Origin of the sequence: Streptomyces sp. CGMCC 4.7035 (assembly GCF_031583065.1) — a bacterium.
In the GTDB taxonomy this organism is placed as follows: Bacteria; Actinomycetota; Actinomycetes; order Streptomycetales; family Streptomycetaceae; genus Streptomyces; species Streptomyces yaanensis.
On the sequence record NZ_CP134053.1, the window covers coordinates 2174382 to 2197539 of the forward strand.

General features: G+C 70.7%; 18 protein-coding genes and 2 pseudogenes. 10 read left to right on the forward strand and 10 right to left on the reverse strand.

What is annotated here, in order from left to right; genetic code table 11:
• Positions 1 to 70 precede the first annotated feature (70 nt).
• Positions 71 to 730 carry a histidine phosphatase family protein gene (locus tag Q2K21_RS09120; protein WP_310768570.1) on the forward strand — a complete coding sequence of 220 codons (660 nt, stop codon included), beginning with the start codon at positions 71 to 73 and terminating at the stop codon, positions 728 to 730.
• A 12-nt stretch (positions 731 to 742) separates the two neighbouring features.
• Entirely contained in the window at positions 743 to 1648 is a 906-nt protein-coding gene (locus Q2K21_RS09125; RefSeq protein WP_310768573.1) for an ADP-ribosylglycohydrolase family protein, read from the forward strand.
• A 471-nt stretch (positions 1649 to 2119) separates the two neighbouring features.
• Here the strand turns inward: Q2K21_RS09125 and Q2K21_RS09130 are convergent, their stop codons facing one another.
• The gene (locus Q2K21_RS09130; RefSeq protein WP_310768576.1) at positions 2120 to 3667 is read right to left on the reverse strand and encodes an MFS transporter; all 1548 of its coding nucleotides are present in this window, start codon (positions 3665 to 3667) and stop codon (positions 2120 to 2122) included.
• A gap of 176 nt (positions 3668 to 3843) precedes the next feature.
• Here Q2K21_RS09130 and Q2K21_RS09135 point away from each other — a divergent pair, with 176 nt between their 5' ends.
• From Q2K21_RS09135 to Q2K21_RS09145, 3 genes are all read left to right on the forward strand, one after another.
• The gene (locus Q2K21_RS09135; RefSeq protein WP_310768579.1) at positions 3844 to 4458 is read left to right on the forward strand and encodes a TetR/AcrR family transcriptional regulator; all 615 of its coding nucleotides are present in this window, start codon (positions 3844 to 3846) and stop codon (positions 4456 to 4458) included.
• 149 nt (positions 4459 to 4607) lie between these two features.
• Positions 4608 to 5309: a ribonuclease HII gene (locus Q2K21_RS09140; RefSeq protein ID WP_310768582.1), complete on the forward strand. Its 702-nt coding sequence runs from the start codon at positions 4608 to 4610 to the stop codon at positions 5307 to 5309.
• A gap of 69 nt (positions 5310 to 5378) precedes the next feature.
• Positions 5379 to 5990: a hypothetical protein gene (locus tag Q2K21_RS09145; protein WP_310768585.1), complete on the forward strand. Its 612-nt coding sequence runs from the start codon at positions 5379 to 5381 to the stop codon at positions 5988 to 5990.
• 494 nt (positions 5991 to 6484) lie between these two features.
• On the opposite strand, the gene Q2K21_RS09150 is transcribed toward Q2K21_RS09145, so the two are convergent.
• Positions 6485 to 7120: a hypothetical protein gene (locus tag Q2K21_RS09150; protein ID WP_310768587.1), complete on the reverse strand. Its 636-nt coding sequence runs from the start codon at positions 7118 to 7120 to the stop codon at positions 6485 to 6487.
• 236 nt (positions 7121 to 7356) lie between these two features.
• Positions 7357 to 8823: pseudogene (locus Q2K21_RS09155) on the reverse strand (DEAD/DEAH box helicase); the annotation flags it as partial.
• Positions 8824 to 9020: 197 nt separating this feature from the next.
• On the opposite strand from Q2K21_RS09155, the gene Q2K21_RS09160 reads away from it, so the two are divergent.
• From Q2K21_RS09160 to Q2K21_RS09180, 5 genes and pseudogenes are all read left to right on the forward strand, one after another.
• Positions 9021 to 11180: a RecQ family ATP-dependent DNA helicase gene (locus Q2K21_RS09160; RefSeq protein WP_310768590.1), complete on the forward strand. Its 2160-nt coding sequence runs from the start codon at positions 9021 to 9023 to the stop codon at positions 11178 to 11180.
• Between the two features lie 32 nt (positions 11181 to 11212).
• A pseudogene (locus Q2K21_RS35990) lies at positions 11213 to 11566 on the forward strand (transposase); the annotation flags it as partial.
• A gap of 412 nt (positions 11567 to 11978) precedes the next feature.
• Entirely contained in the window at positions 11979 to 12341 is a 363-nt protein-coding gene (locus Q2K21_RS09170; RefSeq protein WP_310768593.1) for a hypothetical protein, read from the forward strand.
• A 97-nt stretch (positions 12342 to 12438) separates the two neighbouring features.
• Positions 12439 to 13761 (forward strand): hypothetical protein, encoded by a 1323-nt coding sequence (locus Q2K21_RS09175; protein ID WP_310768595.1) that lies wholly within the window; start codon positions 12439 to 12441, stop codon positions 13759 to 13761.
• Complete coding sequence (locus Q2K21_RS09180) at positions 13758 to 15002, forward strand: MFS transporter (protein WP_310768598.1); 1245 nt, start codon at positions 13758 to 13760, stop codon at positions 15000 to 15002. The genes Q2K21_RS09175 and Q2K21_RS09180 overlap by 4 nt, the downstream gene beginning before the upstream one ends.
• A 532-nt stretch (positions 15003 to 15534) precedes the next feature.
• Here the strand turns inward: Q2K21_RS09180 and Q2K21_RS09190 are convergent.
• The 7 genes from Q2K21_RS09190 to Q2K21_RS09220 all read right to left on the reverse strand — a co-directional run bounded on the left by Q2K21_RS09190 (position 15535) and on the right by Q2K21_RS09220 (position 23125).
• Positions 15535 to 16194, reverse strand: coding sequence for an IS110 family transposase (locus Q2K21_RS09190; protein ID WP_310768601.1), 660 nt, complete (start codon positions 16192 to 16194; stop codon positions 15535 to 15537).
• A 69-nt stretch (positions 16195 to 16263) separates the two neighbouring features.
• Positions 16264 to 17616, reverse strand: coding sequence for an MFS transporter (locus tag Q2K21_RS09195; RefSeq protein WP_310768604.1), 1353 nt, complete (start codon positions 17614 to 17616; stop codon positions 16264 to 16266).
• Positions 17609 to 18790 (reverse strand): ATP-grasp domain-containing protein, encoded by a 1182-nt coding sequence (locus Q2K21_RS09200; RefSeq protein ID WP_310768607.1) that lies wholly within the window; start codon positions 18788 to 18790, stop codon positions 17609 to 17611. The genes Q2K21_RS09195 and Q2K21_RS09200 overlap by 8 nt, the downstream gene beginning before the upstream one ends.
• A complete protein-coding gene (locus tag Q2K21_RS09205) occupies positions 18787 to 20016 on the reverse strand; it encodes an ATP-binding protein (protein ID WP_310768609.1) in 1230 nt (409 codons plus the stop codon). The genes Q2K21_RS09200 and Q2K21_RS09205 overlap by 4 nt, the downstream gene beginning before the upstream one ends.
• Positions 20017 to 20113: 97 nt before the next feature.
• Positions 20114 to 21340 (reverse strand): ATP-grasp domain-containing protein, encoded by a 1227-nt coding sequence (locus Q2K21_RS09210; RefSeq protein WP_310768612.1) that lies wholly within the window; start codon positions 21338 to 21340, stop codon positions 20114 to 20116.
• 306 nt (positions 21341 to 21646) lie between these two features.
• On the reverse strand, positions 21647 to 21844 hold the full coding sequence (locus Q2K21_RS09215) for a transposase (RefSeq protein ID WP_310768615.1): 198 nt from the start codon (positions 21842 to 21844) through the stop codon (positions 21647 to 21649).
• Between the two features lie 390 nt (positions 21845 to 22234).
• Positions 22235 to 23125, reverse strand: a complete 891-nt coding sequence (locus Q2K21_RS09220) for an aminoglycoside phosphotransferase family protein (RefSeq protein ID WP_310768617.1) — start codon at positions 23123 to 23125, stop codon at positions 22235 to 22237.
• Positions 23126 to 23158: the final 33 nt, after the last annotated feature.

Genomic DNA, 23158 nt, shown 5'->3' on the forward strand with positions numbered 1-23158 from the left:
CAGTGTGACCTGTGCCGTATGGAGCCCCCTGAAGTGCCCGTTCGGCCGTCACTCGATCTAGGGTTTTGGCATGGCACGACCACGGCGCATCGTCCTTGTCCGGCACGGCGAGTCGGTGGGCAATGCCGATGACTCCGTGTACGAACGCGAGCCCGACCACGCGCTGCCGCTGACCGAGAGGGGTTGGCGGCAGGCGGAGGAGACGGGCAAGCGGCTACGGGAGGTCTTCGGTCGGGAGCGCGTCAGCGTGTACGTCTCCCCGTACCGCCGCACCCACGAGACGCTCAACGCCTTCCGCCTGGACCCCGAGCTCGTCCGCGTCCGCGAGGAGCCCCGGCTGCGCGAGCAGGACTGGGGCAACTGGCAGGACCGCGACGACGTGCGGCTCCAGAAGGCGTACCGGGACGCGTACGGGCACTTCTTCTACCGCTTCGCCCAGGGTGAGTCCGGCGCCGACGTCTACGACCGGGTGGGCGGCTTCCTGGAGAGCCTGTTCAGGAGCTTCGAGGCGCCGGACCACCCGCCGAACGTACTCCTGGTGACCCACGGCCTGGCCATGCGGCTGTTCTGCATGCGCTGGTTCCACTGGACCGTCGCGGAATTCGAATCGCTCTCGAACCCTGGGAACGGCGAGACGCGCATGCTTCTCCTCGGGGAGGACGGCAAGTACACGCTCGACCGGCCGTTCGACCGCTGGCGAGATCCGGAACCGTACTGGGTCACCGGATAGAGTGGCAGGGCGATGACCGCTGACTCCTCTCCTTCGAGGCGCCTGGAGCGCGCCCTGGCCAGCCTGCGCGGACTGGCGGTGGGGGACGCGCTGGGCTCACAGTTCTTCGTCCCCGCGAACTATCCGCTGCTCAAGCGCCGCGAGCTGCCGCCCAGCCCCTGGCAGTGGACGGACGACACGGAAATGGCCTGCTCGGTCGTGTCCGTTATGGCCGCCCACCACCGCATCGACCAGGACGCACTGGCCCGCTCATTCGCCGAGCACCATGACTTCGACCGCGGCTACGGGCCCGCGGTCAACCGGCTCCTCAGGCTCGTCCGGGAGGGCGGGGACTGGCGCGAGCTGGCCGCGGCACTGTTCGACGGGCGCGGGTCGTGGGGCAACGGCGCGGCGATGCGGATCGCGCCCCTGGGCGCCTGGTACGCCGGCGACCCCGAGCAGGCCACGCATCAGGCGGAGATCTCCGCGTACCCCACGCACCAGCATCGCGAGGCCGTGGTCGGTGCCATGGCCGTCGCCGCGGCGGCCGCCCTCGTCGCCGATCCGGCAGGCCCGCCGAGCGCCGAGGCTCTGCTCGACGGGGTCATCGCGCTCGTGCCGAAGAGCGCCGTCGGGGCGGGGCTGCGGCGGGCGCGGGACATGCTCGATTACGGGGACGCGGCCACCGTCGCGGCCGTGCTCGGCAGCGGGCGGCGGACGACGGCGCACGACACGGTGCCGTTCGCGCTCTGGTCGGCAGCGCGCGCCCTCGGCGACTTCGAGCAGGCCTTCTGGACGACCGCGCAGGTGGGCGGCGACGTGGACACGACCTGCGCCATCGTCGGCGGAGTGGTCGCCTCCGAGAAGGTGGGGACGCCGCCGGGGGAGTGGCTGAACCGGACGGAGCCACTGCCGGACTGGGCGCCATCGGTCGCGTAAGGCGGTGTCGCCGTCCAGCGACCCCTTCCGAGCATCCCGGCCTGCCTGTGAGGTCTCGTGGAGATGGACTCGCGGGCGGGTTCGCGGGGCCGTGCGTGTGCGCGGGCGCCGGTCGGCTGGGCTTCTGCGGGTGGCTGGTGTTCCCTGGGCGTTGTACGCGGTAGGTCCGCCGGCTGTGCGCGTGCCCGGGTGTCGATCGTTGGCCGGGCTTCCGTCGGTGTCCAGCCCTGGTGTGTCTTTGCCCGGACGATCCGCGCGTGTCGGGCGTCCCTTCGCGGAACGGCTCGCGAGGAGAGACGGGTCCGCCCGGGCCTCCCGGCCCCGACGATCCGCGGGTGACGGCCGCGCCCCGATGCCCTGTCGCGGAGGGCCGGACCGCAACCCGTGCCGTCGTTCCCCCAGGTGCCGTCCGGCAGTCGTGGGCTTCTGCCTCCGGTCGGCTGACCGGAGGCAGAAGCGGGCCGACGCGCCTCAGCCTCCGGCCGGTCCCGTCGTGCCGGCCAGGGCCTCCAGATCGCTCTTGCGTACGCGGATGACCAACGCGGCCGTGCACAGAGCCAGTACGGCCATCGCGGCGGCCGGAACAAATGCCGTCGAGATGCCATGGGCGAGCACTTCGTGACCCCAGGGCGCCGGCAGCTGGTGCGTCTTGGCGAACTCCGCCTTCTGTGCGGCCGTACCGTTCGCCAGGAACTTCGGCATCTGCTTGTCCGCCTCGTCCCGGCTGGCCGTACCGAAGACCGTGGTCAGAATGGCCAGGCCGAGCGAACCGCCCACCTGCTGCGTGGCGTTGAGCAGACCCGAGGCCGCTCCAGCCTCGTGCTGGGCTACGCCCGAGACCGCGGTCAGCGTCAGTGTCACGAAGTTCAGGCCCATGCCGAAGCCGAACACCAGCATCGGACCGAGCACTCCTCCGACGTACGAGCTGTCCGGGGTGATGAACGTCTGCCAGGCGAGCCCGATCGCGACGAGCGTCGCGCCGACCAGCATGAACGGCTTGGGGCCGAGCACCGGCAGGAACCGCTGCGAAAGCCCCGCACCGATCGCGATCGCCACCGTCACCGGGAGGAAGGCCACCCCGGCCGAGATCGGCGTGTACCCCAGCACGTTCTGCACGAAGAGCACGATGTAGAAGAACATGCCGAACATCGCGGCGGCCAGGCTCAGCATGATCACGTACGTGCCCGAGCGGTTGCGGTCGGCGAACATCCTCAGCGGCGTGATCGGCTCCCTGGCGCGCGACTCGATGAAGGCGAACGCCAGCAGCAGCACCAGGGCCGCACTGAAGGACCCGATCGTGAGACTGTCCCGCCAACCCTCCTCGGAGACACGGATGAAGCCGTACACCAGCGACGCCATGCCGGCCGTCGAGGTGAACGCGCCCGCGATGTCGAAGCGCCCGGGATGGCGTTCGGACTCGTTGATGAACATCGGGGCGAGCACAGCTATCAGTACGCCGATGGGCACATTGACGAAGAGGACCCAGCGCCAGTCGAGCCACTCCGTGAGCATGCCGCCGGCCAGCAGACCGATCGCGCCACCGCCGGCCGACACCGCGGCGAAGACGGCGAACGCCCGGTTCCGCTCAGGGCCTTCGGGAAACGTGGTGGTGATGAGCGCCAGCGAGGTGGGGGACGCGATCGCGCCACCCATGCCCTGCAGAGCGCGCGCGGCCAGCAACTGCCACGGTTCCTGGGCGAGCCCCCCGAGCAGTGAGGCGAAGGTGAACAGCAGGATGCCGGTCATGAAGACCCGGCGCCGGCCGAGGATGTCCCCGGCCCGGCCGCCCAGAAGCAGCAGGCCGCCGAAGGTGAGCGTGTACGCGCTGACGACCCACGTCAGGTCGGTCGTACTGAACTTGAGCGCGTCTTGAATGTGCGGGAGCGCGATGTTCACAATCGTCGCGTCGAGTACCACCATGAGTTGGCAGGCAGCGATGACCGTGAGCGCGATGCCGGGACGTCCCTCCCGGCGGGCGGCTCCTGGCTTGTGTTCCTTGATCAATGGAGAGGTTGTCACTATGGGTCCCCCACAAAGGCATTAGTGAACGCTCGCGTTCACTGTCGCGTCAAACGGTAGTGAGTCCCCGTCAGTGAACGCAAGCGTTCACTGAATTCATTGCCGTGCGACATCGCCCGAACCGCTCGCCCAATTACCGGAATCCCCGCTTCCCCATGCTCAACGGAGACACACAGATGGGTACTTCGTCCTGGACGGCCGCCTCCGCTCAACCGGCCACCCTCCGCCGACGTGGTGCTGTGCTCGAGCGCGCGATCCTCGAAGCCGCACTGGAGCAGCTCAGTACGGTCGGCTGGAGCGGCCTCACCATGGAGGGCGTCGCCGCCGGTGCCCAGACCGGCAAGGCCGCGGTCTACCGTCGCTGGCCGTCCAAGGAGGATCTCGTCGCGGACGCGCTCCAGGCCGGACTGCCGAGCCTCGACGAGGCGCCCGACCTCGGGAGCGTGCGCGAGGACCTCCTGGTGCTGTGTCGGCAGGCGCGCGATGCGATGTACTCGCGCCCCGGATTCGCGCTTCGCTCGGTTATTCACGAATGCGACACTCGGCAGGCCGAGCGCTTCCACGGTGTGATCTACGAGGGGGTCGTGGAGCCGGCCGTCAAGCTGCTGCGGGAGGTCATTGACCGCGGAATCGAGCGGGGAGAGGTGCGGCCGGACGCAGCGAACGGATATGTCGTCGATGCTATTCCGGCGATGATGATGTACCGCTCAAAGATGTGCTCCAGCGAATGGAATGACCAGGAACTCAAGGAAATGATCGATCAGCTGATGGTTCCGCTGCTGCGGCCGTAGCGGGGCCGATCCGGGTCTGCGGGAACTCGCGGGCACGGCTGCGGCGGGCTTTGTGGCCGTCCCCGTGAAGGAGCCGTCGACCGCTGTGCCGTTGCCCGGGGAGGCCGGGGTGTCGCGCGGGGATCCCGGCGGCGTACTCTAAGGGCGCCATGCCGTACGAACCACCTACTCACACCGTCGAGCGCTCCCTTCGCGCAACGACCGGAGCGAAGGTCATCGCCGGTGTCGACGAGGTGGGGCGCGGCGCGTGGGCCGGCCCGGTCACCGTCTGCGCGGCGGTCACGGGCCTGCGCCGACCGCCCGAGGGCCTCACCGACTCCAAGCTGCTGACCATCAAGCGGCGCACCGAGCTCGCCGAGCAGTTGGAGAGGTGGGTGACGGCGTTCGCCCTCGGTCATGCCTCCCCCGAGGAGATCGACGATCTCGGGATGACGGCCGCACTCCGGCTCGCGGCGGTACGCGCCCTGGAGGCGCTGCCCGTCCGCCCCGACGCGGTCATCCTCGACGGGAAGCACGACTATCTGGGTGCGCCCTGGAGGGTGCGTACAGTGATCAAGGGTGACCGTTCGTGCGTGGCGGTCGCGGCGGCCTCGGTGATCGCCAAGGTTCACCGCGACAAAATGATGGCCGAACTGGCTGTCGACCATGCAGACTTCGGTTTTGCGGCCAACGCCGGGTATCCGTCGCCCGTGCACAAGGCCGCGCTGGAGGAGCGGGGCCCCACCCCGTACCACCGCTTGTCGTGGGCGTATCTTGATGCGCTGCCCCAGTGGCGGCACCTCAAGAAGGTCCGCAGCTGGGCGGATGGAAGCGTGCCGGAGATCGAGGGCCAGCTCGGCTTCGATTTCTGACCGGTTCCGATCGCACTCATGTGCCACCCGCCGACGCGAGTCGCTCCGGCGTTTGATAAAAATCAGCTCATGCCTCTCATTCCCGAGGAGCCTCAGATTCACGAGAGTGCCCAGGGTCCCCGCGCCACTCCGGCCAGCGGCCGCACCGCGCCGACCCCCCGTCCCGTACCCGGACCCCGCCCCGCAGCCCCCGCGCGCCCCGGCCGTCCGGGTCCCGTCCGGCCGATGCCGGTCCAGCGCGCCTCGCGCGAACCGGCCACGCCCAAGCCCGGGCCGTCCGCTCCCACCGCCACGCCGCAGATCCAACTGATCCCGGCTTCGGTCGAGGGTGCGCTGGACGCTGCCGAGGAAGCCGTCGACCTGTTGCTGGAGTCCGGTCGCACCCCCGGTGAGGTGCTGGTGATCACCACCGGCGAGCCGCACCCGTGGGCCGCGCACGAACTGTCCTTCGGAGAGGCCGCGTACTGGGCGCAGCACGACGCCGGTGACGACGTCTTCTACGCCGACGCCTCCGTCGCGTCCCGTGCCGGCGCCCGTCCCGTGGTCGTGGTCGCCGTCAACGGCGGCACCGGCACCACCGTCGCGACGGCGCTTCCGCTGGCGCTCGGCCGGGCCGGTGCCCTGCTGATCGTCTGCGGCGACCCGCAGCAGATCAACTCGGTTCTGGGCGCGGGCGTCTGAGCGGTCCGGCCTCGGTCCGGGTCGCCTGTGCCCTGCCTGTGTGCCAGAGGCCCGGAGCCGGGCTGTCGGGCTCGGGCTTCGACAGGGGGTCGGTGAGGGGGCCGCGTCGGCGGCACCTGTACGGCGGTCGATTCGCCATGCGTTGCGGCGAGGGCGCCCGGCCGGGTCCGGGCGTACCTCGGGCGGTCCGCGTGATTGCCGGGCTCACGGCCCGCGTGCGTAGGACGCCCCCTGTACGGCGTCCTTGTGAGAGGGCAGTGCGCGGATCCTCGGTGCGCCTGCTCCGCGTTTCCTCAGCCGCCCTGGTGCCGCCTCTTGGCGTGCGGTGCCTGGGGCGGCATTACGTTGCCGGAGTCGGAGCCGGAGCCGTGTGCGCGGGGCCTGGCCCAACTCGATGCGGGCCTGCGGGTGACGCGTATCCGGCGCAGCCATTCGCCGTAGGCGGATAGCCGGAGCCGGACGGCGGGCCGGCTCCGGCGACGGCGCCGCGCCGCTCAGCGGGCGGCGGCCCGGCGCAGTACCTCTGAGGCGGCGCCTCCGGTGCGTGGCAGCGGCGGTGGGGTTCCGAGCAGGTCGAACGCCTCCGGCGGTGACTCCGCGCTGGGGCGGCGTCCGCCGCGACCCTCGCCGAGGACCTGCCAGCCGTCACGTGTCAGCGTGATGTACGCACCGCAGCGCAGCCCGTGTAGCGTGCACGCGTCGCGCAGCCCCCACATCCACGCCCCGTCCTCCTCTGTCCAACGCGTATCGCCTTCACGGCAGTAGAGCAGCACGGCCGTGCGCACGGGCGTACGGCGCCGCAGGTCGTGGGGGATGACCCGGCGCAACTGGGCAAGCAGTGCGTTGCGGAACATCCAGCCGTCCGCCGGGGCGGGGCGCCGGGTGAACGAGGCGCTCGCCCGCAGCCGTTCGTCCGGGTCCAGGACGGCGACGATGGCCGTGGAGGGCCGTGGCCGGTGCCGGGCGTGCAGCCCGCTGACGACCTCCCGCGGGTTGCGCAGCAGCGGAATCCCGGCGGCTGCCCATTCCGCGGGCTCGAGCATACGGGCCACGGGGTTGGCGGAAGCGGCGGACGACTCGGCAGAGGCTGACATGGATGCCGCCGAGGACGGAGCGAATCCGAAGGTCACGATCCTCCCTTCGGCTACACGCCCGCACTGCGGGCGGGGGTCGGACTTGGGGGAACGCACGCCGCAGCAGAGCCCTACCGGAACACGGACGAGCCGTGCGGGGAGCGGACCTCAATTCTTCCCGTCGAACTGGGATGCGGCAACGAGCAATTGATGCCGCCGACCGGTTTCTGCTGATGTGCGACTCATATCCCCTGCCACATCTCTGTCCAATGTGTTCCCGGAGAACGGGCGGGTCACGCCTGCACGGCGAGGACCAGCGGCAACACCCCCTCCGCCCCGGCCCGTCGCAGCATGCGCGCGGCCACCGCCAATGTCCAGCCTGTCTCCGTCGCGTCATCCACGAGCAGGACGGGGCCGCCCGCCTCCTTGAGAACCGCGGCCGGCGCGGGAGACACGGTCAGCGCCCCGTCGAGCGCTTTCAGCCGCTGCGCGCTGTTGCTCCGCGGCACCCGCGGGACCTCGCCGGCGTACTCCACGGAACCCGGCAACGGCAGCCGCCCGACCTCCGCGATGCGCGCCGCGAGCGAGTGGATCAACCGTGGACGTGCACGCGAGGCCATGGTGATGACAGCGACCGGGCGCGGCTGTGCGTCGGGCCCGCCCGAGGCCCAGCCGCTGGGCCCCTTCGCCCAGTCGGCCAGCACACCGACCACGGCCTTCGCGACGTCGTCCGGCACCGGCCCGTCGGGGGCCTGGGGCGCGAGCATCGGCCGCAGCCGGTTGCCCCAGCCGATATCCGAGAGCCGTCCCAGGGCCCGTCCCGGCGCCGCCTGTTCCCCGGCCGGGATGCGCCCCCCACGCCGACGGCCGGCAGGCCCGTCGGCCACATCTTCCGCGGCTCGACTTCGACACCCGCGCGGCCGAGCTCGGCGCGCGCCCCCTCCAGAGCGGCCGGGGAGACGGAATCCGTGAACCGCGGTCCCACGCAGGTGTCGCAGCGTCCGCACGGCGCGGCGCCCTCGTCGTCCAGCCGCCGGCGCAGGAACTCCATCCGGCAACCCGTCGTCGTCACGTAGTCGCGCATCGCCGGCTGCTCGGCCTCCCGCTGCTTGGCCACCCAGACGTAACGCTCGGTGTCGTACGTCCACGGGACGCCCGTCGCGATCCAGCCGCCCCGCACCCGGTGTATTGCACCGTCCACGTCGAGGACCTTGAGCATCGTCTCCAGCCGGGACCGCCGCAGGTCGACCAGTGGCTCGAGAGCGGGCAACGACAGCGGACGGCCGGCCCCCGCCAGGACGTCCAGCGTGCGCCGCACCTGCTCCTCCGGAGGGAACGCGATCGAGGCGAAGTACTCCCGGATCGCCTGGTCCTCCCTGCCCGGCAGCAGCAGCACCTCGGCGTGTTTCACACCGCGGCCCGCGCGCCCCACCTGCTGGTAGCACGCGATGGGGGACGAGGGAGCCGAGGTGCACCACGAAACCGAGATCCGGCTTGCCGAGCTGCTCGGCCACGTCGGCCGTCACGCGCGCGTTGCACGTCGGCCGTCACGCGCGCGTTGGCGGTCGCCGTCGTGGTCAGGACCGGCACGCCGACCGGGAGGTCCTCGAGCATCGTGCGGAGCCGGCGGTAGTCGGGGCGGAAGTCGTGGCCCAGTCGGAGATGCAGTGCGCCTCGTCGACCACGAGCAGTCCGGTCGGGGCGGCCAGTTCGGGGAGCACCCGGTCGCGGAAGTCGGGGTTGCTGAGCCGCTCCGGACTACAGAACTGGGAAGGCATTCCAATTCCAGGCGCAGCTGGAGCCCTGACCTGCGCAAACGTGTCGATCGGGGGTGGTCGTGACCGAGCGCTCGACCCTGGCCATCCTCGATCAGTGCCTGGCCGGTGGACCGTTCGTGAGATGGCCGTCACGTTGGGTGAAGTGGCTGATTGTCCTTGCCATCGGGTTGCATGGGGGCATGGACAACCTGGAGCTCCGCACTGAAGCCGACGCCATCCTCGCTGAGCTCGTCGGTGACCCCGGGGGGTCGGCGCGGCTGCGGGAAGACCAGTGGCAGGCGGTGGCGGCTCTGGTGGAGGAGCGCCGGCGTGCGCTGGTGGTGCAGCGCACCGGCTGGGGCAAGTCGGCGGTGTACTTCGTTGCTACCGCTCTGCTGCGCCGGCGTGGCTCCGGCCCGACGGTGATCGTCTCGCCGTTGCTGGCGTTGATGCGTAACCAGGTCGAGTCGGCGGCGCGGGCCGGCATCCGGGCGCGCACGATCAACTCGGCCAACCCGGAGGAGTGGGACACCATCCACGAGGAGGTCGAGCGCGGCGAGACCGACGTTCTCCTCGTAAGTCCGGAACGCCTTAATTCTGTTGATTTTCGCGAGCAGATGTTGCCCAAGCTCGCGGCCACGACCGGTCTGCTGGTGGTCGATGAGGCGCACTGCATCTCCGACTGGGGCCACGACTTCCGGCCTGACTACCGACGGCTGCGGGCGATGCTTGCTGATCTTGCCCCCGGTGTGCCGGTGCTGGCCACCACCGCGACGGCCAACGCGCGGGTCACTGCGGATGTGGCCGAGCAGTTGGGTACCGGTGCCGGTGAGGCCCTGGTGCTGCGGGGCCCGCTTGAGCGGGAGAGCCTGCGGCTGGGTGTGGTCCAGCTGCCGGATGCCGCGCACCGCCTGGCCTGGCTTGCCGAGCATCTGGACGAGCTGCCGGGTTCGGGGATCATCTACACGCTGACGGTGGCCGCGGCCGAGGAGGCCACCGCCTTCCTGCGGCAGCGCGGCTTCCGGGTGGCTTCCTACACGGGGCGCACGGAGAACGCCGACCGGCTGCAGGCCGAGGCGGACCTGCTGGAGAACCGGGTCAAGGCGCTGGTCGCGACCTCGGCGCTGGGGATGGGCTTTGACAAGCCGGACCTGGGATTCGTGGTGCACCTCGGCTCGCCGTCCTCGCCGATCGCGTACTACCAGCAGGTGGGGCGTGCGGGGCGCGGTGTGGAGCACGCCGATGTGCTGCTGCTGCCGGGCAAGGAGGACGAGGCCATTTGGCGTTACTTCGCCGACACCGCCTTCCCGCCCGAGGCGCAGGTCCGCCAGACTCTCTCGGCCCTCGCCGGCGCGGGACGGCCGCTGTCCGTGCCGGCCCTGGAGGCCATGGTCGACCTCCGGCGCACCCGTCTGGAGACCATGCTCAAGGTCCTTGACGTGGACGGGGCGGTCAAACGGGTGAAGGGCGGCTGGATCTCCACCGGTGAGCAGTGGGTCTACGACTCTGAGCGGTATGCCTGGGTGGCGCGGCAGCGTGCGGCCGAGCAGCAGGCCATGCGTGATTACGTGAGCACGACCCACTGCCGGATGGAGTTCCTGCGCAAGCAACTGGACGATGAGGGGGCGACCCCGTGCGGCCGTTGCGACAACTGCGCGGGAGCCTGGGCCGATTCCTCCGTCTCGGCGGAGACGTTGACGGGGGCGGCGAAGGAACTGGATCGCCCGGGGGTGGAGGTCGAGCCGCGCCGGATGTGGCCGACGGGGATGCCCGCACTGGGCATCGACCTCAAGGGGCGTATCCCGGTCGGCGAGCAGTGCTCCACCGGGCGTGCCCTGGGGCGGCTCTCGGACATCGGCTGGGGCAACCGGCTGCGCCCGCTGCTGGCCGAGAACGCGCCCGACGGTGCGGTCCCCGACGATGTCCTGCGGGCCGCGGTGGCGGTCCTGGCCGATTGGGCGCGCTCCCCGGGCGGTTGGGCGCCGAATGTCCCGGATGCCTCTGCCCGGCCGGTGGGAGTCGTCGCTGTGCCGTCCCTGGCCCGTCCGCAACTGGTGGGTTCCCTCGCCCAGGGAATTGCGACCATCGGCCGCCTGCCCTATCTGGGCACGCTGACGTACACCGGGCCGAACGGCGCGCACGCGGCACGCCGCAGCAACTCCGCACAACGGCTCCGGGCACTGGCCGCCGCCTTCACCCTCCCTGAGGACCTGGCCGGCGCCCTGGCCAGTACCCCAGGGCCCGTCCTGCTCGTGGACGACTACACCGACTCCGGCTGGACCCTCGCGGTTGCCGCTCGCCTGCTGAGGCAGAAGGGGGCCGGCCAGGTTCTGCCGCTGGTGCTTGCTGCGGCGGGCTGACTGTCCTGCGCGGCCTGTACCCCGGCGACGGACCACGCGTCGCCCTCTTGACCGCTCTGAAGAGCCTCGCCCGTCGGGTCCAGGCCCTGACCGCCGAGCACGACGCGCTCACCGCAGCCTTGGACGCCGCAGCAACCGAGCACAACCCGGGCCTGCGCGCCGCCTACGGCGTCGGCCCCGACACGGCGGCCCAGCTCCTGGTCACCGCTGGCGGCAATCGCGACCGCCTGCGCACCGAGGCGTCCTTCGCGGCACTCTGCGGCGTCGCGCCCGTCCCCGCCTCCAGTGGGAGGACCAACCGCCACCGTCTGTCCCGCGGCGGTGACCGCGGAGCGAACGCCGCCCTCTACCGCATCGCCCTTGTCCGCATGTCCAGCGATTCCCGCCTCGACGTCGGTGCGCTGCCCGCTACCCGGCTCTTCGACTGGTTCGAGACCTGGAGCGACGGTTCGCTGCTGTTCCTGCGTCATTTGAGCGACTGGAAGTGCTGGACGGGGAGGGGGCGTACCGCGGCATGGCAACTGTCGTGGCGGGACGTCGCCGAGCGGTCCCTGCGGGTCGGCGGGTCGGCGGGTCGGCGGGGCGGACGCGGTCGTACGCGTGCGGGAGGCATACGCGACTCAGGGGGCGGTCTGGCGCGTGTACGACACCCGCGTCACCACCCAGTGGCTGGCGACGGCACCACAAAGCGGTAGGGATGGCGATGCCCGTCGGGGTGGCGCTGCCTTCCTCGACGCGGCGGCTACCGGTAGCGTCCACGCGGGGCTGCCCGTCGCACCGTTGGACCTCCCAGTCCGGGTGAACGCTCAGTTCGACCCGGTCGCCAGCCGTGAGGGCTTCGCCGCGAGTCGGCTGAACGAGCAACTTGTGCCGCTGGTGGCGGACCTGTGGGCCGCCGCGACCCTCGACGTGCTGGGCACCATCGACCCGGCCGCCTGGCACGCTGCCCGCGCCGCGCGCCACGGCTGTGTCCACGGCTCCCCGGCTCCAGGACACCGTCGCGAGGCCCTCCTGGAGCGTGCCCGGGACCAGGTGGCCTCGGAGCCGTTCCTGGCGGGCCTGGACCGGTCCGTCGCAGGGGAGGTTCATGACCACGATCCCGCCCTTCTCCTGGCGCCGGGCACACCTTTTGCCGGAAGTGGGCAATATCGCTTGCTGTGATTGACAATACGTTCCCCGTGTTGGGTTAATGAGCTGCTGCGACGTTGTCAATTTTGGCAATTTCGGGCACTGCTTCAGAACGCGAGGAAGGAAGCGCATGGAGAACGCAAGCCCCAGGATCCTGATCGTGGGCCTCGACCGCTACGGCATGCGGGCATGCGTCCGCCGCGGCCTGGAGGTCACCGTCGTCTGCGGGATGGCTGTCTGGGAGCAGGGCCACATCGCGATACCGGACGAGGTCACGGTGATCCGCGTCGACGACCACACCAGCGCCGAGGCCGTCCTCATGGCGCTCGCCCGCGCCGGGCTGACCTCCGAGTCCTTCGACGCCGTGTACACCACCGCCGAGGACTCACTGGTGATGGTCGGTCTGCTGGCCGCCCATCTCGGGCTGTCGGCCGTACCGCCCGATGTCGCCGTGCGCTTCCGGGACAAGTCGGTGCAGAAGCGGGAGATCAGGGCGGCCGGTCTGGCCACGGCTGGAGCCGTGGTCGTCGACGACGTCCACGACGTCGCCGGGATCACCGAACTCGCCTCCGCCAAGGCCGTGCTGAAGCCGGTCGCGGGAGCGGCCACCGAGCGGACGACCGTCGTTTCCTCCGTGGCGGAGCTACGCAGCCGCAGCGAGGAGTACCGGCGTGAGGGCACCGCGCAGCGCACTTTCATCCTGGAGGAATTCGTCCGGGGCGAGGAATGGATCGCCGACGGCGTGCTGTACGAAGGCGAGCTGCTGTTCTGCGCCCTCGGCCGGTACGGAGACCCGTGCCTGACCGCGGTCGACAGCGGACGCCCGCTCAACTTCCGCCACTTCGACCCCGCCGACGAGAGCTGGGCCTACGACCGGGCCCTTCCCGTGATCACGGCCTCGCTCGCCGCCCTGGGCCTTCGGGACGGGATGTTCCACATGGAGCTCTTCCACGACCCCGAGACCGGTGCGCTCACCTTCGGCGAGTGCGCCGCGCGGCGGGGCGGCGCACTCGTACAGGAGGTCGTGCACACGAAGTTCAACGTCGATCTGGCCGACTGCGCCATCCAGGTCGCGCTCGGGCGGCGTCCCGAACTCGATGTCAAGATCCGCCCAGGAATCATCGGCGGCGCGTACTTGACCGCCGGTCCGGGGCTGCTGCTCGACTGCCCCTCAGCGGACCAGGTCATGGCGCGGCCGGGGGTGGAATTCGTCCGGATCGAGCGGCCCGTCGGCGACCGCATCCCGGCCGTCTCCGGTACGGACCACCGGATCGGCCAGTTCATGGTGGCGGCGGACACCGCCGAGGAGCTGCAGCAGCGGTTCGCCAAGGTCTGGGACTGGTTCGGCCCTCAGGTGAAGTCCGTCCCGGACGGCCTCACCCCCCGCGAACTGCGCGCCCTCCAGCCCGCCCTGCGTCCCGGCGTCCGCTTCGGGGACGCGCTGTGGCGGTGACGACGCCTGCGCCCGCGCCCGCCCGCCGCGGCCTGCGCAGGCTCCTGCCCGCGTCGCCGGCGCAGCAGATCCTGACCTTCGCCACCTTCGCCAACAGCTTCGGCGGCGGGATGTTCACCACCGCGAGCGCCCTGTACTTCACGCGCGTCGTGGGGCTGCCGACCGGACAGGTCGCCATCGGCCTGTTCGGCGGGGCCATGACTGGCCTGGTGGCCGGGGTCCTGGTCGGACGGCTGGCGGACCACTGGGGGTCCAAACGCGTCCACATCACGGTCATGCTCTGTGGCGGGGTGGTGATCTCCTGCTTCACCCTGGTCGGATCCTTCTGGTCCTTCTTCGCGGTCTCACTGGTCTCGGGGATGATCATTCCGGCGGACGTGGCCAGCAAGGCGCCGCTCATCCGCGGAGTGTCCGACGGGAACCCCACGGTGTTCATCGGCTATCTGCGGTCGGTGACCAACCTGGCCCTCGCGTTCGGCTCGGTCGCCGCCGGCTTCGCGATCCAGATCGACAGCCGGCCCGCGTACCTGGCCCTGGTGGTCTGCCGGGCCCTGGCCTACGTGAGCTGCGGCCTCATCCTCCTGCGTCTGCCGAGGATCGCGGCCGTGGCCGCCGAGAAGGGCGAGCGTGGCTGGGCCGCACTGCGCGACCGCACATACCTCAGCGCCACGCTCGCCCATGCGGTGCTGTCGCTGAACTACGCCGTCTCCGGGTTCCTGCTGCCGCTGTGGATCGTCGCGCACACGAGCGCCCCCCGCTGGGTGGTCTCGGCGGTCCTGGTGCTCAACATGGCCTTCGTGGTGCTGCTGCAGGTCAAGGCGAGCCGCGGGGTGTACGACGTACGGACCGCCGGTCAGCGCATGGCCTGGGCCGGCGCGGCCTTCGCCGCCGGGCTCACGCTCATGGCCCTGGCCGGCGGGCCCTCCCCTTGGGTGGCGACGGGGCTGCTGATGGGCGGCATGGCCGTCTTCGCCCTCGGCGAGCTCTGGTACGCGGCCGCCTCGACCGAGTACTGCTTCGGACTGGCGCCGGCCCATCTGCAGGGCCAGTACGCCGGGGTGTTCGGGCTGGGCAGCGGGGTCGTGGAAGCCGTCGCCCCGGCGGTGATGAGCATGCTGCCGCTCGGGATGGGGCTGCCCGGCTGGCTGCTGCTCGGCGCTCTCCTGCTGTCCGTCGGCCTGGGCAGTCGGCCGCTGGTGGCCTGGGCGGCGAGGACCAGGCGGACGGCACCGGCCGGATAGCCGCCCAGGGCGCCTGGCGGCGGACGCGGACACGGAGCCGGGCCGGAGGGGGGACCTCCGGCCCGGCTCCCGCGCGACTTGCCGCGCACCGGTAGTGCCGTCGCGTCCCGGCACTGTTCGCCGGGTGCCACGGCCCCTGCCCGCCGACACGGCTACCCCGGCAGTAGCCCGGAGCACCTTGCTCCGGGCTGCTGCCCTGTCCGCGCACTTCCTCACGTACGCCGAATCCCCGCCGCCGGACCGCCCGGCAGGGCTGGTCGGCAACGGGGATTCCGGGGGAACGGGAATAGTCAGGGGCGATGGTGGTCGGCGATGGCCTCGGCCGCCGCGCGGTGGCCGACGTCCGCCAGGACGGGTTGAGGCCGCCGCGGTAGTAGTGCTCCGTGGTGAGCCCGAAGCGCAGGGCCCAGCCCGCCCCCGGGCCCATGTGGCGTCGTCCACGCCGGCCGCCTCGCGGAACGCGTCCCGGGCCTCGGCAGTCAGCCGCATCCAGGCCGCCATCAGATCGCATGCGGGGTCACCGACGGTGAACTCACCGTCCAGGGCCTCGATCAGCGCGGGGATCTTGGCCCGGGCCCTGCCGACGGTCAAGTCGGCCAGGCGTTCCGGGTCGCGTTCCCCGGCGCACAGGGCCTCCAGGATGGCCCGCCCGCTGATGCCGGTCACCGTCGGTCAGTACCGACGTGAGCTTCATGCCGGTATCCTCCAGCTCCTTCTCCAGGTGCTGGGCTTCCCAGCTCGCAGTCCGCACCAATTTGGTGTGTCGGCGGGTGAGCTCACGCACCTCACGGATGCCGCGCTCGGGAACGAAGGAGGCCATGACCAGCCCGGACGCACCGGCGCGGCCGAGGAACGCCGCGTCACCGGGATTACTCTTGCGCCTGCGGATCCCTTTGAGGTGCGCAGGGTTGACAAGCATCAGGTTCAGGTGCGGCTGCAGCAGGTAGTAGACAGAACGCCAGTAATCGGCGGTCGCCTCCATGACCACCACCTCGACCTGCCGCTCGGTCAGCCAGGCCAGCAGCCGGCGGACTTCCGCGCGTCTTGGCGCGGGCGCCGCGCTGGCCTGCGGCAAGGCCCGGCGGGCCGCCCCGCTCGGCGCGTTCGGGGCGCAGTCGCTGGCCTGCGGGGTGCTGGGCGAGCAGCGCGACGCCCGCGGTGCGAAGCGGGAGTCCTTCAGCTTCTTGGCCACCTGCTTCTCCCCCAGTTCGTGGCAGGCCCGGTTCCATGAGGCGCAGCGCGCTCCTTCATAACCTCCCCATCATCTTTTCGGCGTCGCTTCCAGCGCTGGAGCGGGGAGTTTGCGGCAGGCCAGCACGAACAGCAGCCAGCCCACGACCGACGTGAGCGCGAAGAGCAGGATCGACTGCCACAGGCCGAGCCGTTCGCCCAGCAGACCACCGAGGAACGCGCCGACCGGCAGGGTCCCGTAGGTGAGCATGCGGTAGGCCGCCGTCGCCCGCCCCAGCACCTCGGAGGGGATCACCGACTGGCGGAAAGCGACCACATGGACGTTGTAGATGGTCAGCCCGAACCCGTAGACCGCGAAAGTCAGCGTCGCCAGGGCGAAGTTCCACGCCGATCCGGGACCGGTCGGCAGCAACAGCAGGGGTGCCAGGGATGAGGCGCTGCTGGCCAGGATCAGGATCCCGGGGAAGCCGAAGTGGTTGCCGGCCCGCCGGGCCACGAACGCCCCGGCCAGCGAGGCGAAGCTGCCGAAGGCGAGCACGAAGCCGACGCCGCCCGCGTCCATGCCCAATTCCTTCACCGCGTAGACCAGGAATAGGGTCAGGATCGCCTGCTCGCACAGGTTGAACCAGCCCGCCCGCATGCTCAGCACCCGCAGGGTGCGGTCACGCCACAGCAGCCCGAAGCCGGTGAGCATGTCGGCCAGGCGAGGACGCCCGGCCGCCGACCGGTCGCGCGGCGGCTCACGGTGCCGGATGAGCAGGGTGGTGACGAACGCCAACAGGTAGGCGGCGACGTTCGCCAGAACGGCCAGCCACGCGCCGAGCGCCTTGATCAGCAGACCGCCGGCGCTGGAGCCACCGATCTGGGCCACGGAATACGAACCCTGCAACTTGCTGTTGGCGTCCACCAGATCGCGCTGCGGCACGAGCGCCGGCAGATAGGCGAGGTAGGCCACGTCGAACACCGAGGTCCCCGCGCCCATCACGAAGGCGATCGCGCACAGCGCCGGCACGGTCAGCGTGTCGGTGAGATGCAGCACCGGCACCAGGGCGAGCGCCGCCGCCCGCACCAGGTTGGCCACCAGCAGCACCGTCCGGCGGTCGAAGAGGTCGATCACCAGGCCGGCGAACGGAGTGACGCACAGCGCGGGCAGAAACTGCATGGCGGAGACCGCTCCGACCTCCGCGGCACTCGCCCCCAGAACGCTCAGCACCAGCATGGGCAGCGCCAGCTGCGTCACCTGCGCGCCGAGCGCGGCGACCGACTCGCCCGACCAGAGCTTGAGGAAGTCGCGGTTGCGCCACAGGCCGGACCGCTGATTCGCGGTGTCGTCACCGGCGCGCGCCACATCGCTCTCGGTCTGCATCCCCTCCTCCCGCCCCTCAACTGCCGGCTGCTGCCCGGCCGCTTGTGCCCTAGTCACCTCGGTACACCTCTGCGCCTTGGCTCAGCACCGCCAGCGCCGCCGTGACCTCCGCGCGGTCGCCCGCGACGATCCCGTAGCCCAGCCGGTCCACCAGGCCGCGCGGCACCCGGTGCACGGTGCCCTCGTCGGCGGAATACCGCAGCTCCCGCAGGGTGCCGAGCAGCGGAGGCGAGGAGGCGTTCGCCGGCGTCACCGGATGGGTGAACGGCGTCTCACCGTCGCCGACGAAGCAGCGGATGGCCGCGTACGGCGCCGAAGGCGCCCCTGGGCCGATGCGCTCGCCCACCACCGCCGCCAGTTCCGCGAGGTACGGGTTCCAGCCCGTGGCCAGCTCCACAAGGCGCGGGATCTGGCCTCCCGCAGGACGCCCGGCGATCTCCATCAGGACCGGGCCCTCGTCGGTCAGCCGGAACTCCGCGTGCGAGACGCCCGCCTCCATGCCGAGGGCGTCCAGCGCGGCCACCGTCGCCGCCACCAGTGCCTCGCGGTCCGCGTCCGGCAGCGTCGCGGGCACCACATGGCCGACCTCCACGCAGTACGGCGGCCGGGTCAGATGCTTCTCGGTCACCGCGAGGACCTGCGTGTCCCCGTGCGCCCAGGTCACCGACTCGACGCTGTATTCCGGGCCGCGCGCATAGCGGTCCACCGCCACCCGGCCACTCGCCGACAGCGCCACCGCCGCGTCGAACGCGCCGCCAAGCTCGCCCGGCCCGGTGACGACCTGTACGCCGCCGCTGCCGCCGTAGTCGGTCGGCTTGACCACGACCGGGAACCGGCCCTCGGCCAAGTGCTCGCATTCCTGCAGCGTGCGCGCGACGCCGAGCTGCGGGGTGGGCAGACCCGTCTCACGCAGCCGGCCGTGCATCAGGCCCTTGTCCCGGAAGCGGCCTTCGGGCATCCGGGTGCCCGGCACGCCGAGCTTGCGCGCGACCTCACGGGCCGTGTCGGTGGACAGTTCCGCCCAGCACAGCACCGCGTCCCAGGTGAAGTCGGCTGCACTCGCCGCCTCCAGCATGGAGTCCACCGACCCGTCACTTGCCCGCCACCAGTCGCACAGGTCGACGGGGATGCGGTGCGGCAGGTCCATGACCCCGACGAAGTGCCCTGCCGCCTGCAGGGACTTCAGCCCGAAGTCCTTGTGCTCGCCTATACCGGCGATCAGCACCCTCATCGTGCGCACCCCTCCCGGCCGAAGACCTGAAAGCCCTGCTCCAGCCGACGGAAAGCGGACTCCACCGAGCAGCGCAACAGGCCTGCGTTGTCCACCTCCTTGACCCAGCGCTTGCCCGCTTCCAGGTCGCCGACCCTGGTGAGGAGCTGCATGCGGTCGGTGCCGGTGAAGCACCGGTTGGTGGGTCGGCGCGCGGTCGACATCATCACCTCCGCGCCCTCGGGATGGGCGGGCACCTCGACGCCCGGTATCTCGGTGCACGGCAGCTCGATCGTCACCGCGCGGGTCTCCACCTGCGGCAGCGGATCGCCGAGTGCAGCCGCGGTGAACACCGCGTGCGGGTCGGTGCCAGTGCCGGTCAGTGCCAGGTCGGTCAGGCCGCCGAAACGTGGGTTGATCTCCAGGACGACGATGTCGTCCCCGTCGTCGACCACGGCGAAGTCGATCTGCCACGGGCCGAACGGGGCGAAGTTCTCGTGCAGGTCGGTGACGAACTCGTCCAGCCGGGCCGCCGCACCCGCGGGCAGCTCGTACGGCGTGACGCGCGCCCGAAGCGTCGGTTCGAGGCCGTCGTCCAGCGGCCCCATCGAGACCACCGGCCAGCGCATGAGCGTGCCATCGGCGCTGATCAGCTCGATCCCGGTCTCCTCGCCCTGCGCGAAGGCCTGCACGATGGCGGGGAAGGCCAGGCCCGCGGCGAGCACCCCGTCCAGTTCCTCCTGGGAGACGGCATGGAAGCGACCGTCACCGGCCTGCGACCGCGCCTCCTTGATCACCAGCGGGAAGCCCACCTCGGCGGCGGCCGCGGCGACCTGCTCGGCGTTCTCGCACACCGCGCCTGCCGGCACCGGCCAGCCCCGTTCCGTCGCGGTCCGGTGCAGCGTCACCTTGTCGCAGGCAACTTCGGCGAACTGTGCGGAGTGGGCGACGAACCGGCCGTTCCAGCGGACGGCGGCGCGACCGTAGACGATGGGCAGTTGCTCCTGGCCGTGGGGGTAGGCGTTGGCGATCGCGACGTCGGGCTGCTCGGCCTCCAGGACGGCCACCACGTCGTCCGCCGTCCAGTTCAGGTCCATCAGCCTGACCTCGACACCCTCATTGTCGAACTCCGAGGCCGCGTCGAACTCGATGGCCGAGTAGACGACGATGTCGGTGTAGCCGCGCTCGCGCAGGACCGGCAGGAAACGGGCGATCTTGTACTCGCCGAAAAGCAGAGCTTTCTTCATCGGATGCTCCAGTGGATGACAGCGATCGTGCAGGAAGTGGGTCGAAAGGGTCGGACCGGGGTGGAAGGGACTTCGGTGCCCGGGAGGGCGGGGACGTTCAGGAGGGCAGCGGCTCGCCGTGTACGGCGGTGGCCTCGGCCAGCTTGAGAAGACGTGCGTCGATCTCCGCCACGTCGTCGCCGGTGGCGATGGCGTAACCTGCGCGACCGAGGAACCCCCGGGGCGGCAGGCGCAGTTCGGTGCCGGTCTCGGTGACCGTGCGCACCTCATGCGTCCACGGCTCGTCGGCGAGCGCGGACGGCAGCTCCAGACTTGTGAAGGCCAGGTCTGCCGCCGGGTACAGGAAGCGGATGCCGACAAGGCGGTCGGGTGCGGCGATCGGCTCGGGGACGCGGCCCGTGGCGACCGTGCCGAGCACCCGGCCGACGGAGAGCCCCGGGACGGCGAGTTCGGCCAGGTGCGGGATGAGGTCGCCGCCGAGCCGGCCGTTGACCTCGACCACCTTCGGACCGTCGGCGGTGAGTATCAGCTCGGTGTGCGTGATGGTGCGGTCGGTGCCCAGGGCCCGGTTCGCGGCGATCACCACTTCGCGCACCCGCGCCTCGGTACCGGCGTCGAGGACGCTGCCGACGACGTGTGCGACCTCCTCGAAGTACGGCGGGTAGTCAGTGCGCTTGGCCGCGATCGAGAAGGGCTCGACCCTGCCGTCGAGCACCCAGCTGTCCACGGCGATCTCCGGGCCGGAGAGGAATTCCTCGATGAGGACGAGTCCGTCATCGATCGACGGGTTCTCGACCTCCCGAACCCGCGCGAACGTCTCGCGCAGCTCGGCCTCGGAGCGCACGATCCGCACGCCGACGCTGGCGGCCCGGCCGCGCGGCTTGAGCACCACGGGATAGCCGAGGGACTCGGCGGCGGTCACTGCCTCGGCCTCGGACCCGGTGAGCGCGAACCGAGCGGAGGGGACGCCGACCGCCTGGAAGCGCTGGCGCTGACGCGCCTTGTCCCGGCAGGCCTGGGCCGCCACCACCGGCATGGCCGGCACGCCCAGCCAGGCGGCAACCTCGGCGGTGCGCGTCACGAGGGACTCGTCCCAGGTGACGACGCCGGTGATGTGGTGATCGGTGGCCAGAGCCGCGGCGGCGGCGTGCACTGCGGCCTCGTCCTGCACGTCAGCCGTCCGGTGGTCGACCACGTACGGCAGTTGCCAGTCCAGCGGCGCCGGCCCGATCAACACGAGCCGGAAAGCCTCGGCGAGCCCGCGCAGCGCGTACTCACGGAAGTGCTGGTAGCCCGAGCCGATGACAAGGACGCTTCCCTTCATGTACCTACTCCTCGTTGGTGGGCGTGCGGGTCACGGATCCCTGCCGGGCCTTGTTGGGGTGAGCGCTGGGGTCCTGTGGGCCCAGTGGCCTCATGGGCTCTCAGGCCGGCGGGGCGGCGGGACGGCGGGGCTGCGAAACCAGGGGTCCGGTCTTCAGCAGGAAGTCGTGCGAGCCGAGTCGGCGGAGGGACGGGGGCTGAGCGGGCTTGCCCTGGCGGCCCTTAGCAGAGGGCGCGTTGCGCCCTTGACCGCACGCATAGCTGTCCTTAAGAGGGCCAAGAGGTGTGGGGTGCGGAGGACAAGCCCTCAGCTTGCCGAGGACGCTAACGCGCCTTGCCAGGATTGGCAAGCCTTGGCAAGTGGTTGATTGACCAGTTCGTCGGGGTTCAGCTCGGGCGAGTGCGGCGACAGGAAGTGCAGCTCGATCTGGTCGGCGTGCGCGGCGACCGAGGTGCGGACCCTTCGGGAGCAATGGACGGAGTGACCGTCCACGACCAGGTGCACCTTCTTGCCGAAGTGGCCGACGCGCCCTCCAGGAAGCGGCCCATGACGCCCGCGTCGAACCGCTCGGTGAAGACCATGAAGTGCATCCGGCCCTTGGTGCTGATCGCGGACATAGCGTGCATCGAGAACCGGTTGCCACTGCGGCGCACGATCGGCAGCGCGTCTCGCCTGCCCGCCTTCGCCGACCAGCCATCAACGGCCTTGAGCGACAGGTGGAACATCTCCGCGACGTCCTCGCGACGCCGCCCCGCCACCAGCGCGGCCACCGCTCGCATCCGCAACCCTTCCTGCACCGACGACGCCAAGTGCCGTGCGTCCCCCACCAGTTCACTTACACAGCGATCAACGAAATCAGAACCCCAGCCGTTTCGGATCAATAACGGGGCGACATTACTTCATCGACTCCAGAATGCGGTCGAGTGTCCGGCGCCCCATGCTGCTCATCGTCGGATTGCTCTCGACGTAGTACCAGACAACACCCATCGCCTGTTGGAATGCCCATGCCTTGCCGCGCTCCCACTCCAGATCGTCACAGTCCAGTGTCCGCCGGAGCACTTCCCGCGGGCCTGGCTGCAACAGGTGCCAGGCGCTGACCAGATCCAGCGCGGGGTCGGCCGGGCCGAAGCCGCCGGTGTCGAGTACGCCGCTGAGCCGGTCTCCCGCGACCAGTACATTGCCGGGAATCAAGTCACCATGGCTCATCACGTCGGCACCCGCGCGGGGCAACTCCCGAAAATGGCTCCACAACTCGCGCAGCCGGGGCACGTCGAGCAGCCCCTTACTCTCCACGAAGCACTTCGCCATCCAGTCGTCGTGGTCGGTGAGAACGCCGCCACGACCTTCGCCGCTGAAAAGCCGCCCCCGCGTCTCGGCATCCCGCAGGGCTGCGATGAAGGCCGCGAGGTCCTCGGCAAAAGCGTCCGACCCACTCGGGTCGGCATCAAAGGCGACCGTTCCCGACAGCCACGTCTGGACCGACCACGGCATGGGATAACCCGCTCCAGGCTTTCCCAAGGCGACGGGTTCGGGCACGGGAAACCGAGACACCTGTGCCAGCTCCGCGCTCGCCTGGGCTTCCCGTTCCAGAACCGCCAGCGCCTCGGCGGCATCGACCAGGCGCAGTGGGAAACGCGCAGAGAGATCGTCCCCGATACGGAAGATGGCGTGGACCGTCCCGGTCGACGACACGCGTTGGATTGCCCTGCCGCTCCACTGAGGGAATTGCTCTCGGATCAAGGTCGCAACGATTTCGGTGGTCACGTCCACTTGATCATCATGCATGTTAATTCTCGCAGGCCCTTCCACTAGATGAAT